Source organism: Acinetobacter kanungonis, assembly GCF_009939195.1.
GTDB lineage: Bacteria > Pseudomonadota > Gammaproteobacteria > Pseudomonadales > Moraxellaceae > Acinetobacter > Acinetobacter kanungonis.
The window spans coordinates 872,440-888,364 of record NZ_JAACKC010000001.1; the positions used below are offsets into that span (position 1 = coordinate 872,440).

Annotated in this window: 18 protein-coding genes; 7 read left to right on the forward strand and 11 right to left on the reverse strand. The window is 41.8% G+C overall.

Features of this window, described 5'->3' with window-relative positions:
- From GWK51_RS03885 to GWK51_RS03895, 3 genes are all read right to left on the reverse strand, one after another.
- Positions 1-1,293 (reverse strand): GmrSD restriction endonuclease domain-containing protein, encoded by a 1,293-nt coding sequence (locus GWK51_RS03885; protein WP_161932716.1) that lies wholly within the window; start codon positions 1,291-1,293, stop codon positions 1-3.
- 208 nt (positions 1,294-1,501) lie between these two features.
- Entirely contained in the window at positions 1,502-2,017 is a 516-nt protein-coding gene (locus GWK51_RS03890; protein ID WP_161932717.1) for a hypothetical protein, read from the reverse strand.
- An 81-nt stretch (positions 2,018-2,098) separates the two neighbouring features.
- Positions 2,099-2,983, reverse strand: coding sequence for a LysR family transcriptional regulator (locus tag GWK51_RS03895; protein WP_161932718.1), 885 nt, complete (start codon positions 2,981-2,983; stop codon positions 2,099-2,101).
- Positions 2,984-3,096: 113 nt separating this feature from the next.
- Here GWK51_RS03895 and GWK51_RS03900 point away from each other — a divergent pair, with 113 nt between their 5' ends.
- On the forward strand, positions 3,097-3,672 hold the full coding sequence (locus tag GWK51_RS03900) for a chromate transporter (protein WP_161932719.1): 576 nt from the start codon (positions 3,097-3,099) through the stop codon (positions 3,670-3,672).
- The gene (locus GWK51_RS03905) at positions 3,669-4,184 is read left to right on the forward strand and encodes a chromate transporter (protein WP_161932720.1); all 516 of its coding nucleotides are present in this window, start codon (positions 3,669-3,671) and stop codon (positions 4,182-4,184) included. Before GWK51_RS03900 ends, GWK51_RS03905 begins: the two co-directional genes overlap by 4 nt.
- A gap of 108 nt (positions 4,185-4,292) precedes the next feature.
- Here GWK51_RS03905 and GWK51_RS03910 read toward each other — a convergent pair whose 3' ends face one another.
- Positions 4,293-4,778: a hypothetical protein gene (locus tag GWK51_RS03910; protein WP_235941046.1), complete on the reverse strand. Its 486-nt coding sequence runs from the start codon at positions 4,776-4,778 to the stop codon at positions 4,293-4,295.
- Positions 4,779-5,000: 222 nt separating this feature from the next.
- Between GWK51_RS03910 and GWK51_RS03915 the strand changes: the two genes are divergently transcribed.
- Complete coding sequence (locus tag GWK51_RS03915; RefSeq protein WP_161932721.1) at positions 5,001-5,579, forward strand: DJ-1/PfpI family protein; 579 nt, start codon at positions 5,001-5,003, stop codon at positions 5,577-5,579.
- Positions 5,580-5,646: 67 nt separating this feature from the next.
- Here the strand turns inward: GWK51_RS03915 and GWK51_RS03920 are convergent, their stop codons facing one another.
- From GWK51_RS03920 to sbmA, 4 genes are all read right to left on the reverse strand, one after another.
- Entirely contained in the window at positions 5,647-6,483 is an 837-nt protein-coding gene (locus tag GWK51_RS03920) for a hypothetical protein (protein ID WP_161932722.1), read from the reverse strand.
- A 72-nt stretch (positions 6,484-6,555) separates the two neighbouring features.
- On the reverse strand, positions 6,556-7,527 hold the full coding sequence (locus GWK51_RS03925; RefSeq protein WP_171519128.1) for a hypothetical protein: 972 nt from the start codon (positions 7,525-7,527) through the stop codon (positions 6,556-6,558).
- A 239-nt stretch (positions 7,528-7,766) separates the two neighbouring features.
- The gene (locus GWK51_RS03930; protein WP_161932723.1) at positions 7,767-8,849 is read right to left on the reverse strand and encodes a DUF1176 domain-containing protein; all 1,083 of its coding nucleotides are present in this window, start codon (positions 8,847-8,849) and stop codon (positions 7,767-7,769) included.
- A gap of 135 nt (positions 8,850-8,984) precedes the next feature.
- Positions 8,985-10,178, reverse strand: a complete 1,194-nt coding sequence (gene sbmA / locus GWK51_RS03935) for a peptide antibiotic transporter SbmA (RefSeq protein ID WP_100242169.1) — start codon at positions 10,176-10,178, stop codon at positions 8,985-8,987.
- Positions 10,179-10,653: 475 nt separating this feature from the next.
- Here sbmA and GWK51_RS03940 point away from each other — a divergent pair, with 475 nt between their 5' ends.
- Positions 10,654-10,848 carry a hypothetical protein gene (locus GWK51_RS03940; protein WP_100242168.1) on the forward strand — a complete coding sequence of 65 codons (195 nt, stop codon included), beginning with the start codon at positions 10,654-10,656 and terminating at the stop codon, positions 10,846-10,848.
- Between the two features lie 260 nt (positions 10,849-11,108).
- Entirely contained in the window at positions 11,109-11,927 is an 819-nt protein-coding gene (locus tag GWK51_RS03945; protein ID WP_100242167.1) for a tetratricopeptide repeat protein, read from the forward strand.
- Positions 11,928-12,007: 80 nt separating this feature from the next.
- Here GWK51_RS03945 and GWK51_RS03950 read toward each other — a convergent pair whose 3' ends face one another.
- Together GWK51_RS03950 and GWK51_RS03955 are read right to left on the reverse strand one after the other, a co-directional pair.
- Positions 12,008-12,931: an AEC family transporter gene (locus GWK51_RS03950; RefSeq protein ID WP_161932724.1), complete on the reverse strand. Its 924-nt coding sequence runs from the start codon at positions 12,929-12,931 to the stop codon at positions 12,008-12,010.
- 117 nt (positions 12,932-13,048) lie between these two features.
- Positions 13,049-14,158, reverse strand: coding sequence for an NADH:flavin oxidoreductase/NADH oxidase (locus GWK51_RS03955; protein WP_161932725.1), 1,110 nt, complete (start codon positions 14,156-14,158; stop codon positions 13,049-13,051).
- A 191-nt stretch (positions 14,159-14,349) separates the two neighbouring features.
- On the opposite strand from GWK51_RS03955, the gene mutM reads away from it, so the two are divergent.
- Positions 14,350-15,201: a bifunctional DNA-formamidopyrimidine glycosylase/DNA-(apurinic or apyrimidinic site) lyase gene (gene mutM / locus GWK51_RS03960; protein ID WP_161932726.1), complete on the forward strand. Its 852-nt coding sequence runs from the start codon at positions 14,350-14,352 to the stop codon at positions 15,199-15,201.
- Positions 15,198-15,482: a peptidylprolyl isomerase gene (locus GWK51_RS03965; RefSeq protein ID WP_100242163.1), complete on the forward strand. Its 285-nt coding sequence runs from the start codon at positions 15,198-15,200 to the stop codon at positions 15,480-15,482. Before mutM ends, GWK51_RS03965 begins: the two co-directional genes overlap by 4 nt.
- 63 nt (positions 15,483-15,545) lie before the next feature.
- Here GWK51_RS03965 and GWK51_RS03970 read toward each other — a convergent pair whose 3' ends face one another.
- Positions 15,546-15,875 (reverse strand): gamma-glutamylcyclotransferase family protein, encoded by a 330-nt coding sequence (locus tag GWK51_RS03970; protein ID WP_100242162.1) that lies wholly within the window; start codon positions 15,873-15,875, stop codon positions 15,546-15,548.
- Positions 15,876-15,925: the final 50 nt, after the last annotated feature.

The following is a 15,925-nucleotide window of genomic DNA, read 5'->3' on the forward strand; positions in this document are numbered from 1 at the left end:
TCAAATTCCTTTTTCCATAAAAAACTTATGTGATATATTCAAGCGATTATTAACATTACTTTTTGACGTTGTTTTATCATTACAAGCGTCTAAAAATCCTGGTTCAAGCTTTAGTTCTTTAATTAAATCTTCTGTAATACTTAATTTTCCAATTGTTTTTTCTCTAACTTTATCTCTATAAAGGCCATAAAATATTGCTTCAAATACAGGAATACTAATTTTCTTAATTTTAGTAGCTTCTTCATTACTATTTGAAAATGCAGAAATATCTATTCCATCAATAGAATCCATAAAACTTTTCCAGATTACTGAAAAACTCTCTAACTGAGCATCATCAAATTCTTTTGAAAAGTTTGCAAAATTATTTAAAAAACTAAGGATTGAGTTCTGATATAAAATTTTGGATGTCTCTGGATAGCTATCATGTACCTCTTTGCCTCCAACAATTAGCATCGCAAAAAAACGTAAAATTAGTTCAATATCTTTTAATCTATTATCTGGATTTTGTTTACCGAAAAATTTACGCCATACAATATTTTTATTTAAATCAGTTAATAAATTCAAAAACTTACAAGAATACAAAGACATTCTAATTTCTTGACCATTAAGATTTATACCACCACTATTCAGTCGATTAAAAATTTCATACCTAGCCAAATGCTCTTCATCACTAGTTTCCGCAGATTTAATTACCATATTTCTAATCGTTGCCAGATCTAATCCAACACGATTTTGTATATCTAAAGTCTGATAATTTTTTCCATCTAATGGACTTACTAAGCTTTCAGGAGTTGCCTTAGTTTTTAATTTAAGATTAAACTTCGTAAAATAATCATCATTATTTAAGAAATCTTCTTTGAATAAGAGATGGTCGGTAGAATTTTCAGAATTCCTTAATTGATACTTTGCTTCATTCTTAGGAAATCTGCCTTTTACAAAAAAATAAAGACTTAAAAGTCGTTGTTGGCCATCGATTACCTCAAAATTATTTCTTGATTTTTCATATAGAAAAATTTGTGGTATTGGTAGACCAATTATTAATGACTCTATTAATTTAGAAGCTTTTTGAATATCCCAAACAAAATTCCTTTGAAAACTTGGAATCTTAAATACACCTTTATCCATAAATGCAACTATCGTAGCTACATTGAAATCATTTGGAGTAGTAACCAAATTAAAATTAGATAAGGAATAGCTCACCTCATCATTTTCATTTTCATTTTCATTTTCATTTTCATTTTCATCATTTAGATCATATTTTTCATCTATAAATGAGTTTTCATACGCTTCCATAATTTCCCCTTAATAAATTTAATCTTATAAGTCTTAAGTCGAACCAAACTACCATAAATTTTAATATTATCAACTAGGTAACACTTTCTTCTAGGGGGGGGTTATTTAAATCACTAAATCACAAACAAATAAGACACTGATTATTAATAAAAAAATATCTCACAGATCCTCTTATCAATCAGTCTTATATAAAAAAGGGGAAGTAAAACTACCTCACCACACCCAACTTATTCCAAATCTCAGGCGTCAAAAAGGTCGTCACCATCTTGTTTAAGTCCACATAACGCAACAAACCATTCAACTGCTGCTTCACTTCAGTGTTCTTTACAATTTCCTCGCCCGTAATGCGCCCCAACTGCTGAAAACTTTCCCCAACCGCTTGAATGCCATCTGCCTGAATCACGGCTTTGGTCTGTGCAGAACATTGCTCGACTAAAATTCGCTGTAACACCTGCGCCACGTTTTTATCCAGTGCAGTTTTCTGATCTTCCGTAACCTGACTAAACTGCTTTAACTCAGGATGTGTCGATAACGCCACAAAAGTCCACTGCAACACGGCAGTTTTATCGGTCGCTGTGGTCGATTTCACCAAACAGTCACTTAACTGATCCACTGTAGTACTTGCTATGCTCATCTGCGTTGCACCCAAAACCGTGGCTGCCAACAACACCGCACGCCCAAGACCCGACCATTTCCCCTGAGTTTTCACAAGCTGAACCGACATATGCTGAATTCCTTTAAATCATTGGATTCTTTGTAGCATAGGACTTTCGCGTTGGTTGTTATGACTCTGTATCTCGTAAGGCTATTTGCCTAATAATTGCAACACATGCTGCAAACGGACATTTTCAGGATTGTGCTTATACACCGCATAAATTGGGGCGATACACGGCAAATCTGACTTTAAAGGCTTATACACAATCTGTTTATTCCAGAAATCTCGAATCGCTTCAGGCACAATGGATAAGCCAATCCCTGCTGCAATCAGGTTTAAACTGGAGGTTAAACGCGGGGCTTCTTGCACAATTTTCGGACTAAAGCCTGCCTGATAACAACTTGCCATAATATTGTCGAATAAGTCCTGCCCCGCTAAACGGCGATACAGCACAAAATCATAAGGCTCTAATGCCAGCAATTGAATCGCATCAGGCTGTTCTGCCAATGGATGATTATTCGGCATCGCCACAATCAAGGGTTCATCCAGTACATGCAAACTATTTAGCCCTGCACCAAGCGGTGCAGGTTTGCGTAAAAATACGATGTCGTTTTTATCATTACTGATGGAATCAATCAGTGAATTACTGCCATCTTCTTCTAAATGAATCGACACCGCAGGAAAGGCTTCACGGAAATTACGCAGCAAGGCGGGTAAGAAAGGATGCAAGCCGACTGAATTGGTAAAGCCAATATTCAACTGCCCTTCCAAACCTTGGGTAATGTTCTTGACCCGCTGCGGAATGGCCTGTGCATGTGCCAGTATGGTTAAGGCTTCCTGATACAGCACTTTGCCCGCTTCAGTTGCCTCGACACCACGCGGCAAGCGCTTAAGTAACTGTGCATTTAGTTCATCTTCCAGCCCTTTAATAATACGAGTCAACGGCGGTTGTTGCATATTCAAACGCACCGCAGCACGTGAGATATTGCTCTCTTCCACCACGGCTATAAAGGCTTTCAGCTTGTGAATATCCATCCAATTCCCCGTTATAAAGCATACTTTTTAAGTATAGATTAGATCATAAATAGCATTTTTCATTATATCGCAACAAGCGCATACTTTTGCTATTCCAGATAGTGAGGTGGGCAATGAAAACTGAAGTCATGACATTGGAGCAAGAGATTCATCCCAATTCTCAGGAATTATTTATGGGATTTATGAAGCTCGGTCTGATGGGGTTTGGCGGAGTGCTACCACTGGCGCATCGCATGATTGTGGATGATCGTAAATGGCTCAACATTGAAGAATTCACCCATTTACTTGGGGTGTGTCAACTGCTCCCTGGTGGCAATATCATCAATATGGCAGTGGCAATTGGCTACCAATTTCAAGGGGTTAAAGGAGCCATCAGTGCTGTGGTGGGTTTAATCTCCGCCCCGACTTTTATTGTGATTCTGCTGTATGAACTGTATGCGCAATTTCAGTCGATTCCGATGGTCAAACATATGCTTGAAGGTTTGGCAGCGGCAGCTGCGGGCCTGTTGTTTGCCATGGGTCTGAAAATGCTTCGCCCGATTATGAAACACTATATGACATGGTTCACCATCGCCCTAACCTTTGTGTTTATGCTGGTGATCAAAATCCCGTTACTGCTGACTCTATTCATATTATTTGCCATCAACATTGGTGTACTCAGTCTAAATAAAGGAGTAAACAACAGATGATTCTGATTGCTCTCGCTATCGTTTTTACTCAACTGTCTTTGCTGGCTTTTGGGGGTGGCAATGCTATTTTGCCTGAGATGCAGCATCAGGTGGTTGAAGTCCATCACTGGTTGACTGCCACTGAATTTAGCACCATGTTTGCCATGGCTCAGGCCGCACCCGGTCCAAACATGATGATCGTACCCTTGGTCGGTTGGCATGTAGCAGGTCCCGCAGGACTCTTGGTGACATCGCTGGCAAAATTTGGACCATCCTCAGTAATTACGGTATTTGCGCTGAAATTCTGGAATCAGTTTAAAGACCATCCTTTACGCGAACGTTTTGAAAAAGCCTTAAAACCCATTACGGTGGGTTTGGTGCTGGTCAGTGCGTGGATTATTGCCGATGCTTCGGCTCAAAATGTTTTACTGATCGCTATCGTTGTTATATCAACCATACTCAGTATGTTTAAAAAAGTGCATCCGCTATGGGTGATGTTATTTGGTGCAACCGCAGGGGTATGTTTTCTATAAACATAGCGTAATGAAAGAAACCCGCATTGTGCGGGTTTCTTCATTTTAAGTACTAGACACTATGTTAATTCAACTCACAGAGGACATCTACTTCCTTACAGATACGATTTAATCTTGTGCTAAATCTCGTTCCCGACAAGAGAGTTCATAATATTCCGCTTGCGGGCGACTTTTTAAGCTGTAGTCATAATAGTCAGTGGTTTCTTTATCTCTGGCTTGTAAAGAACACTGATGCTTTTTAGCAAATTGTTGTAATGCAGCCAAATCTGCAGTTTTGCTCAATACAGCACCCCAACCTTCACTGACACAACAACCCACATATTCAGACATATATTCATCTGACACAGCGACCACACTTTGCCCCATAAATTTGAGTGGCTTTTTGATACTAAATACATCGTTGTAGTCATAACGGGAAATTTCAGGCTTTTTGGCAATAAAACCGCCTGCCTTTAACGCTTTAAAAGTCGGAAAATCTTGTTTAGCCGTACCCATACCGCGATACGTGCTCATTTCCTCAGCCATAGCCATTGAAGAAAAGCCGATTGCGACCCACAACAAACTTTTTGAAACCCAATGCTTCACAGTCATCATTATTCTCTTTTGTTCTTGCTATACGGTAGCCCCGCATTTTAATACAGATTATTCTCAAAACAATTAACAACACCTATAACATTGAATATATTTAATTTTTATACATTTCAGACTTGTAATTAACTAAGACTAAAGACAACAAAGCACCGCTTAAATCAGTCATCTGGCTATGCTATGGTGAAGCTGAATGATTCCACACATAACAACACAGAGAGAAAAATCATGTCTAAACAAATTCTCATGCTGGTCGGTGACTATGCCGAAGATTACGAAACTATGGTGCCGTTTCAGTTTCTGACGGGACTGGGCTATAGCGTGCACGCGGTTTGTCCTGATAAAAAATCGGGGGACAGCATTGCCACAGCCATTCACGATTTTGAAGGCGAACAAACCTATAGCGAAAAGCGCGGGCATAACTTTGCCATTAACTATGATTTTAATGCCGTGAACACCGCAGACTATATCGGTCTGGTCATTCCAGGGGGACGTGCACCAGAATATTTACGTATGAATGCGCGCGTGATTGAAATTGTGCAAGAGTTTGATGCTGCGAAAAAACCAATTGCCGCTGTATGTCACGGTGCACAAATTCTGGCTGCAGCGAATGTACTGAATGGTCGCACCTGTTCTGCCTACCCTGCTTGTGCAGCCGAAGTAAAACTGGCGGGAGGTCACTATGCCGAAATTGCTGTGACTGAAGCGGTTACCGATGGTCATTTGGTGACTGCTCCTGCTTGGCCTGCGCATCCTGCTTGGATGGCACAGTATGTTAAAGCACTCGGAGCTAGCATTCAGATTTAAAAATTTGTGTTGAAGCCTTCCTGCTTGCGTTCCAGACAAAGCATTTGGAACGCAAGCCAGTCTTGATTTATTTCATCAAAGGCAATTGATGGTGGATAGTCGGAGATTTGTTCCAGTACCAATAAAAATAGCCACCCTGATTGAGCAATAAAGTATGTGTCTTTAAGACGGTTTGTTGTGCCTGTCCCCAGCACGCATGTGCTGAATTGCGATTATTGTGCAAATTAATATATTCCCGCTCTGAATGCGCAGGTTGAGGCGGTAAATACAGGGCTGAACCCACAGGAATCCACAAATCCGCCAAATAGATTTTCTTACGCTTCGGCCAATAACGCGCCACGCTAATCACCAAAGGCAAGCTTTCATCCGTTGAAGCAAAGATATGGGGAAAATCATGATGTTCCAGATCGGTGCAGATAGAAGGAAATAAAGTTTTGCCACTGCCCGCAGCTTTGCCTGCATCCAGATAAGGACACCAGTAACTTGCCCACATGCCGTAGTCATATTCAATCTGCGACAGTGTGGTGACTGGACTTTGAATTTGAATGGCTTGACCCGCTTCGACCAAAGTAAAGCCAAAAGCGGCCGCATTTTCTCGGGTTGCCCATAAAGCCTCAAACTCAAACTGGGTACCTTCAAATTCCAGTTGTGTTTCTAGACCATAAGGTGCTGTGTCTTTGCTGCCTAAAGAGCGTGGAACGCGGTACTCTTTGCCTTTATTTTTCTGACTTTCAGGTGCCAAGCTTAAGGGTTTGACCTTATCTGGCAAAGTGGTGAGATAGCTTGGTCGACCTGCATCATTATAAAAATAAGGAGTGAGCTGAATATCAACCTCATATTCTCTCACCTCCCGATCCAATAAAGGGGCTTCAAAGTAAACACCATTATCCGAACTGTTACACATCCCATGTTCCTATTGATTGGTTCTCATACCGTGACCACACCAGTTGCATCCTCTCTCCCATCAAGCCATTGTTTATTGCCCCTGTTTTAACATGCGTTTTGCTCCCGCATGGTTATAGTTGCTGGCAAGGTTCTGCAAAATTTTATTGGCTTGACCCTTAGGATTGGAAAAACGGCTACTGTAAGCAGGCACACTGGTCAAACAGCGTGCAACGAGCATGCCTGAATCTGTATAGACATTGGCATTGGTGCCTGCCAATTTGCCGAAGTTATAGGCACGTTGGGCATTGTTACAAGCGTTTAATTTGTTGGTGCCTTTATTCAGATCACGGCGAGCTGCCACATAGGCTTTTAATTGCTGCTGCTGAGGTGTTTCAACCACAGGGGCCGAAGCAGTTTGTGCTACTTCTGCTGCGGGCTTATTGTCTTTCTTCTTCTCGGCTTCTTTTTTATCTGTGTCTTTACTGCTTTCTGCTTTGTTCGACTTGGTTGAAGTTGCAGTCTTTGTCGACTTTTTCTCCGAAGCTGCAAATCCACCATTTTTATAGAATTGCTTGGCTTCATCTGCACTTAAAACACGGGTCTGTAAACTCACCGTACGTGCCTTTGCATTTGAATCCAATTTACCTTCTGCTGTCGGCTCAATCGAAACAATCCAGCGTTCATCCGCCATTACACACTGATATGCTCCGACCCCTTGCTTGACTTGGCTGTTGGCATTCAGGCGCTTTTTCTGCACCTGATCTTTCACCAGTTGCAGATTACTTTTGTACAGCAAGGCAAATTTTCCGCCTTTGGCGTGACAATAGTTGCCTAAATACTTGCGTGGATATAAGGCTTGGGTTTCGCTTGAGTTTTGTTGTTGCCCCCAATCATAGACATATTCTTTCGCACCGCCATTCGCAGCGTTCAAGTTTTTTTGGTCAATTAACGCTTGTGCAGAGGCATAATTATTATTGGAATCTGAACTAAAACCACCCAAATGATTACAGCCTTGCAAAGCAAATCCCAGCGCCCCGATAAAAATGAATTTTTTTAAATTCACGTCGTCGTTCTCAATAATTATTTTATTGTTTAAAAATATCGCATATTACATAAAATAACAAACCATAGCTTATTGATTTTATTATTCATTTTTATATTTTTATTGAAAGCTTGATCAAACTTACCCAATTAAATGCCAAACATTTTTTCTTTTTAGAGTTTTGCTTGTTTCAATTAACACAAATAAAGAATGAGGAACAACGCCCCATTCTTAACGCTCAAGCATGAATAGTCGTAACATTACTTCACGTCAGCCTCAATTTTGTCTAAATTCCAAACTCCACCTGCGGCCAAGCCTCGACACATGCCTGTCCAACGATCCATGGTTTGCACAAATTGCTGACCATTCCACACCCATTCGGCAATAGCCCAGCAATCTCCAATACCACGTCCTTTTTGTCCACTCACAATCCGCCCTTCGGAAAAGTCAGAAGCCGTTTCCGTGACAAAAGTTGCAGGACCTTTCAGTGAAGCATCTAGTACCCACATGCCATAACCTTCATTATAGGCAGCGCGCCAGCACAGCGTTGAGGCTAAAACTTTTTGTCCACTTAATTTATACAGTTGAATCGGTTGTGGCTCTGCCCCGTCTCCCGAATAAACGCCCTCGCAAAATCCTTCTGGAACTTCTTCTCCTTTGGGTTGTGCCGAAATCAGGGTCTTATACAATGCTTGATATTGGCGATGCTGAGGTTCTAATGTGAGATAAGGTAAATTGGCTGTTTTCACCTGTTTGACTTGTAACTTCGGCGTCGCTGCATGGACTTGGGCTTCACTGTTCTGCCCTTTTTGAATTAAAGCGCCAACGGTATTGACCCGCTTCTGAACATCATCCATTTTGAGCAAAACTGCAGTCATTCCTACATCAGAAATTTGCCAAGACAAGTTCTGAGTCTTAAATTCTATTTTGGCACTATGCACTGCCAGTTGAAGCAAGGCATTCACTTGTGAAGCGGATAACTTCCCCGTCACAGGGAATTCATGACTGTCGACCTTGACCAGTCCTAAATCACGACCATTCAGATAAAAATGAATATTTTTAGCGGCTTGTTGCGCTAAGCTGTCCTGCTCAAAACTAGCGAGAGCAAATTCTGCCCGAACAGGTTGTTTCGCTCCGGCCTGACGCGTCAAAAGAAGAGATGCGGGTTCTAACTCACCATCTTCATCATTTTGATAACCTGCTGCACGGCAAGTCCCCGTATTACTACAGTAAAGTTCCCAGTCTTCATGCGCAAAGGACATGCCTTTCATTTCCTGTGCCCATAGCGTTGTACTGATTGCAGAGATACAGCCTATTGAAAGTAAAGCAAAAATAGATTTCATAAGGAATACGCTGTTATTTATTGTCATCGTGATGCTTCAGTTTAATGCTATTCCCTATTTTTGCCAGTTCAGCGCTCTAGCTTACATAAAAAAAACCTGCATGTCGCAGGTTTTAAATTTAGAAGAATCCGTCCTTTATTCATCCAGAATAGATTCAAAGGCTTTTAAACGCTTGTAAATCGACAACAGTTCAATAATGGTTTTCCACGACATGATCAAATATTGAAATGATTCACGGACTTTATCAAACACGTTCCCAATCTGGTTGACCAGACCTAAGGTCATTTTTCCCGCGGCAATCGATGGGAACAGCACCACCAAGCTATACAGGATATCCAGTTGGCGGTACCACGTAGCAACCAAGTTAAAATAGGCATAATGAAAATAAAGACGGAAATAGTTTTTGCGTACTCGGCTAAACAATTCGGTAAGGGTCGCAGGTTGTGCTCGATCTGCATGATCTTCCCCATAGACCAGCTCTTTACGGTATGCAGCTTCGACTTTTTGATTGTTAAATTCCAAACCTGGCAATTTACTGCCGACCACCATCAACAACACGGTTCCAAAAATTGCCCAAATAATCGAAGCCCAAACCAGTGAATGTTGGATTTCACCGACAATAGGTAACACAGGCACATGTTTAGACAGATCAAATAGAATGGGCAAGAACGCCACTAACACCATAATGGCTTTAATCAGTTCGACACCCAAATCTTCCATAATGGTTGCGAAGCGCATGGTATCTTCCTGCACACGCTGTGATGCACCTTCAATACGACGTAACTGTTCCCAACGCTCGGTGTAGTATTCATTCATGGCCGTGCGCCAGCGGAATACATAATGGCTGGTAAAAAAGGCATTTACCACCGCAAAAGTCACAGCAACCATGGCGATATAAAGGAAGGTTAAAGTTCCCGTATACAGATCTTTAATATCCCCGCCTTTACCCAACATATTCTGGATTAAATCCCAGAAGGGTCCATACCACGCATTAATCGCTACGCTGACCTGTACGCCAAACCAGATGTTAAATAAAATGAATGCGGAACCCCAAATTGACCAACGCTGCCACTTGTTATCTGAAAAAAATCTCCAAAATGCAGCAAACAAGGCCGTTGAAATAAAGAACCAAAGGTAGAACCATAAGAAGGATGCTGACCAGAAACGGCTCACTCCAATTGGCAGTTCAGCACTTGCATATCCCTGTGGCCATCCAATGGCACTTCCCCATGTATTTCCACCTGTATACCACAGGGCTACATTGATCACCGACCAGATCAGTACGGAAATAAAAAACCATTTGGGATTTGGAAAAAATGATTTAAACATCGAACCCGAAAATCCTTGAGTTATTGGAATGAATATCCTTGGAATACTAATCCTAATTCTGTAATTTCTGGTACGAAGTTTTGCATAAATTTGTACTTTTTTCTTTTTGAATCACTCACTTATGTAAATAATTCTCATTTATATATTATTTTAGTTGATCTATCTCGTAATTTTTCCAAACCTAGTCAGTTTTCCACTTGCGGTTCGGTTTTCTTCTCACACTTCAGCTTACTTTACATAATTGTTCTATTCCTTTTCATCATCCAACCTTATATTTCTGGTTTATTGCACTTTTTTTGAAAAATTAAGCTTTACTGAGACCCAATTTAAGTCATTTAGAAAATCGCTTTTACTCTCCCCTGTGATCAGCGATTACTTGACTTATTTCACACTTCAGATGAAGAGCGATAAATATTTCAAATCAACAATGCTACACTGTTGCCATAAATTTAACCCCATGCATAAGGAGAATAATATGGAATCTTTTGTCATCGAACTGATCAAACCGATTACCCTCGAGAAAGAAAATTTTGCACCAAAAGTCTTTGAAGAAGGGACTGTACTCAAAGTTTTACTTAAAACACCCAATTCACTCTTGGTAAGTGATGATGCCAAATTTAGTTTTACTGTCGATCTCAGTGCTGAAGATGTGACTTGGCGTAAGCTCTAAGGTTCCAAATTCTCTATTCTCAGTTTTACAAATCCCACGAATACACACTCCATATCTTCTATATGGAGTTCTACTTCAAGTCCGCAGTGACGTGGTAAACCATCAAACCGCTGTTTCATCCGAATACACAAATACAAAGAATTATTTCTGGCAAAACCACTTTGTGATATTTACATTCAAACAATTCAACTTATGATGTAAATGTTTCTCTACCCTACGCACAGACGGAATTGTGTGGACACCCCATAAGGTTTTTAACGATGAAAAAAATAATTCTTGCCAGCCTGATTGCCATTTCGACACAGTTTGCTTTTGCAGAAAATAAAGCGCCAACCGCTGATCCTGCCTTTGCCGAAGTCGAAGCCATGGTGAAAGCCAATAACATGACAGGTGCCTATCAAGCACTGGAAAAACTGGGTAAGGCGGGCAATGCTCAAGCCTTGTATAATTTGGGTTATTTAACCCAGACAGGACAAGGGGCACCCAAAGATGAAAAGAAAGCCATTCAACTGTATGAACAATCTGCCAGCAAAGGCTATCCAGTCGCAGACTATGTCTTGGGTAAAAACTATCTTGCAGGTTCACTGGGTGTAAAACAGGACACTGCCAAAGCGAAACAATATTTTGAGAAAGCCTCTGCCAAAGGCTTCAGTGATGCGACGGTCGATCTTGCCGTGTTACTGTTTTCAGAAAACAATCCCGCATCGGATAAATTGGCACTACAAAAACTGGATCCTTTAATCAAAAAAGGGAATTTCCAAGCCATTCATGCCAAAGCCTTATATGACATCAGTACGGGTTTCAAAAATAAAGATGAAGCGCCCATCAAGCAAGGTTTAGCCAGCATTCAAAGCTTGGCACAAAAAGGCTATATCCCTGCCTTAATGGCGGTGGGCAACATGTTTACCAATGGCAATATCGTGCCGCAGAACCTGCCTGAAGCGAAAAAAATCTTCTCTGCACTCGCGAAAGAAAATGTACCACAAGCGCAAGAATCATTAGCCGTGGTTGAAAAAATGATGGCTGAACAAGCCAAAGCTCCTGCAACTACAGCAACCAAAGCTGCGAAAAAGAGCTAATTGATTTAAATAGCTGATCAACAGCAAAAGAATGCCCATCTAAAATGATGGGCATTCTTTTTATCTAAATATCAATGAACCTATCCCCACCATAAAGCAATCAGCCCACTAATAACCCCAAAACCCAAAACAGTACTCAGCATGAGTGGCGTCAAAGCTTTTTCATTCAGTCCATAAGTTTGACCAAAAATTCCAAAGGCAATCGGCATCGGTAAAGCTGCCAGTAAAGTGCCTGCATACAACATTTCTTGACTGACATTCGGCAACACTGAAAACAGCCCAAAGATGATTAACGGCATCAACACAATTTTAAACGACACCAAAATCAGACTTTGAATATCAACCGCTTTAAGACCGATGCCGACCAAACTGCCACCAATTACAAATAAAGCCAGTGGCGATGCGGTTTTCCCCAGCATTGCTAAAATCTGATCCATTACATTTGGTAGTTTCAACCCCAGTAGCACACAACCCATCCCCAGAATAATCGCCAGAATCACTGGGTTTTTCAGCAGATTCTTTAGGGTAGAAACAACCACCTGTTTCAAACTGCCCTGTTGCAAGCCTGCCTCGGCTATCATCAACACCAATGCCACAATCAACAAATTTTCAATAATTAAGGTCAGTGAAATATAGATAGCCGCATGTTGACCAATCAACATGGTCAAAATTGCGGTGCCAATGAAGCCCGTATTCGACATCGATGCCCCCATCGCCATGACCGCCGAAGCAGTTAAGCGATGTTGAAAATATTGCCGATACAAAACAAAGGCCGCTACGAACAGCAGCAAGGAACCACCACCATAGGCAATGAAATAACTCGGATGCCAAATTTCATGCAGGTTACGGCTTGCCAAGGCATGTAATAAAAAGGCAGGTAATGCAATTTTAATCACGAAGGCACTTAGGGCTTTAATCTGCTCAGCTAAAATTAATCCGCCTTTGACACAAGCAAAACCCAACATCACCAATAAGATGATGGGCAAAATTGTACTTAAGACCATGCTGGTGCTCCATGCCGCTGACGTTTCAAAATCGCTCCCTAGGTTGTCTTGCAAATGTAGCCATTACTGCACGTTTCCCAACTTAATTTTTAAGTCCAATTGAGGTGTTCTTCTGGTTTAAGCCGAAAAAGGCTGAAACAGTTGCTTTACCCCATGCGGTTGGCAGCGTAAATATTGAGGAGCAATTTCCATGATTTCACCCAATTCGGCTGCTGCATGCCAAGGCCAGCGTGGGTCATACAGCATTGCACGTGCCAGACCAATCGCATCGGCTTGTTGTTGTTGCAACACTTGCTCTGCCTGTTGTGCTTCGGTAATCAATCCCACAGCAATCACTGGAATATCAAGCGCCTGCTTCACCGCTTGTGCAAAAGGCACCTGGTAATTAGCACCAATCTGGATTGCTTGTTCAACATGTAAGCCACCACTCGACACATGAATATAAGCAGCGCCCAGTTGTTGCAGACGTTTAGACAATTCCACTGATTCCTCAACTGTCCAACCACCATCAAACCAGTCTTGCGCCGAAAGACGTACACCAATTGGATAACCCTCTGGAACTGCGGCTTGCATGGCCTGAAAGGTTTCCAAAGTCATACGAATTCGGTTTTCAAAGTCACCGCCATATTCATCCTGACGCTGATTCGCGAGTGGGGACATAAACTGATGCAGTAAATAACCATGTGCTGCATGTAGCTCAATCAAGGCAAAGCCTGCATCGGCTGCACGAACAGCGGCCTGAGCAAAGTCCTGCTGCACCTGTTTCAGTTCCGCAATGGTCAGTGCATGCGGAGGCAAATCCTTGGGATTAAAGGCAATATCACTGGCAGAAACCGTTTGCCAGCCATGCTGATCTTCAGGTGGAATTTGACCTCTGCCTAACCAAGGTTTATCGGTTGAAGCTTTACGACCTGCGTGCGCCAATTGAATCGCAAAAGGCATGGGCGAAATGGAGCGGACTTTTTCTAATAACGCACGCATCTGATCACGTTGCTGATCATTCCAAAGCCCTAAATCTGCAAAGCTAATTCGCCCTTCTGGCTGCACAGCCGTGGCTTCAACAATGCACAAACCTGCCCCCGAGAGCGCATAGTTAGCCCATTGTTGTTCATGCCAATAGCTTAATTCACCCTGATCATTGGCTGAATATTGACACATCGGCGCAATAACGATGCGATTTTGCACTTGAAGTGATCCATACTGAATGGGCTGAAATAAGCGTGACATGCAAGGCCTCTTCATTCTAATTTTCGTGACTTATCACGTTATACAGATTCTTCCGAGGCTGCAAATACTCTTTTCATCTATTGTTTGAGTTTCATGCTCAAAAGAAATTGAGCGAATTTGGAAAAAACTTGCATTCCCGCGCATTCAGCCCGATATTAGCCATGTTGTTTCCGAGCTGTCATTAAAAACCTATGCCTGAATTACCCGAAGTTGAAACCACCAAAACCAGTTTACTGCCTTTGATTGGGCAACAGGTAAAATCCGTAACGGTGCATGAATCACGCTTACGCTGGCCCATTCCAGAAGATCTGCAACGCCTTCAGGGACAAAAACTGCTAAAACTCACCCGTCGCTCCAAGTATATTTTGGCGGAGTTTGAACGTGATCGCATGCTTTGGCATTTAGGTATGTCAGGCAGTTTTCGCCTATGTGAAGCCCATGAGGACAAACGCAAACATGATCATTTGATCATTCAGTTTGATGACATGCAATTACGTTACCACGACCCGCGCCGCTTCGGCTGTATTCTGTGGTGGGATGCGGAGACTGAATCCAAACTTCTAGCTCCTCTAGGACCCGAACCTTTAAGCGATGCTTTTAATGCTGAATATTTAATGCAAAAACTGAAAAATAAGCAGTTCGGCATAAAAGTTGCAGTAATGGATAATCATGTTGTGGTTGGTGTGGGGAATATCTACGCAACAGAAAGTTTGTTTAATCTAGGCATACATCCAGCGCAACCAGCATCCAGTTTAACGCCCCATCAGGTTGAGAAACTGGTGTTGGAAATCAAACGCATTTTAAAACAAGCGATTGATCTTGGTGGTTCAACCTTACGTGACTACACGAATGCCATGGGAGAAAACGGTTATTTCCAGCAAACCTTACTTGCCTATGGACGTGCTGGTGAAATGTGTGTGAACTGTGAAACAACACTGGAAAATTTGAAACTGGGACAACGTGCCAGTGTCTTTTGTCCCCAATGCCAACCCTTGAAAAAAGTCTCTACAACTGCATCGATCAAGCGAGGTAAGATCAAATGAAAACAGCCATTGTTCGACATATTCTGGTCAAAGATAAAGATTTAGCCGACCAATTAAAAAAGAAGATACTTGATGGTGCCGATTTTGCCAAAATTGCCAAGCAATATTCAACCTGTAACTCAGGCAAACGTGGCGGTGAACTGGGTGAGGTCAAAAAAGGACAATTGGTGCCTGTGATTGATAAGCTGGTCTTTACTGGCGCAGAAAATGTGCTGCATGGCCCGATCAAAAGCCAATTTGGCTTTCATCTGGTTGAAATAAAATTCCGCATGGCTTTCTAAAAAACGTTATGGAATGAGAAGTACCTACTCCACATTTTAGGTACTTCCCTGCGTGATTCGGGTTCAATCGACCTTCATCTGATAAACCCAAGCTGTGCTTGGTTCACCTGATTCCAACTCTACTGGTACGCAGACGCGCTCATATTGCATACCTTCAAACTCATCCAAAGCATCCCAATGATCTGACAATTTGTCTGAAATAAAGAGATAGCCCTCGACTTTCGGTGCATGCTGATCCAGCACAATAGCAAACAGCCCTTTGTCTGGTCCCCAGTCCAAAATATGCACTACACCATTGACATATGCTTTCTGCCAAGTGCCACCAATACGTTCCAAAAGATGCGCATTTTCATGATTGGGACGTAAGGTTCCATAGACAAACAATTGATTCATCAGAAATTCATCTTCAATTTAATAATCTGAACAAATCTTAATGGGGATAC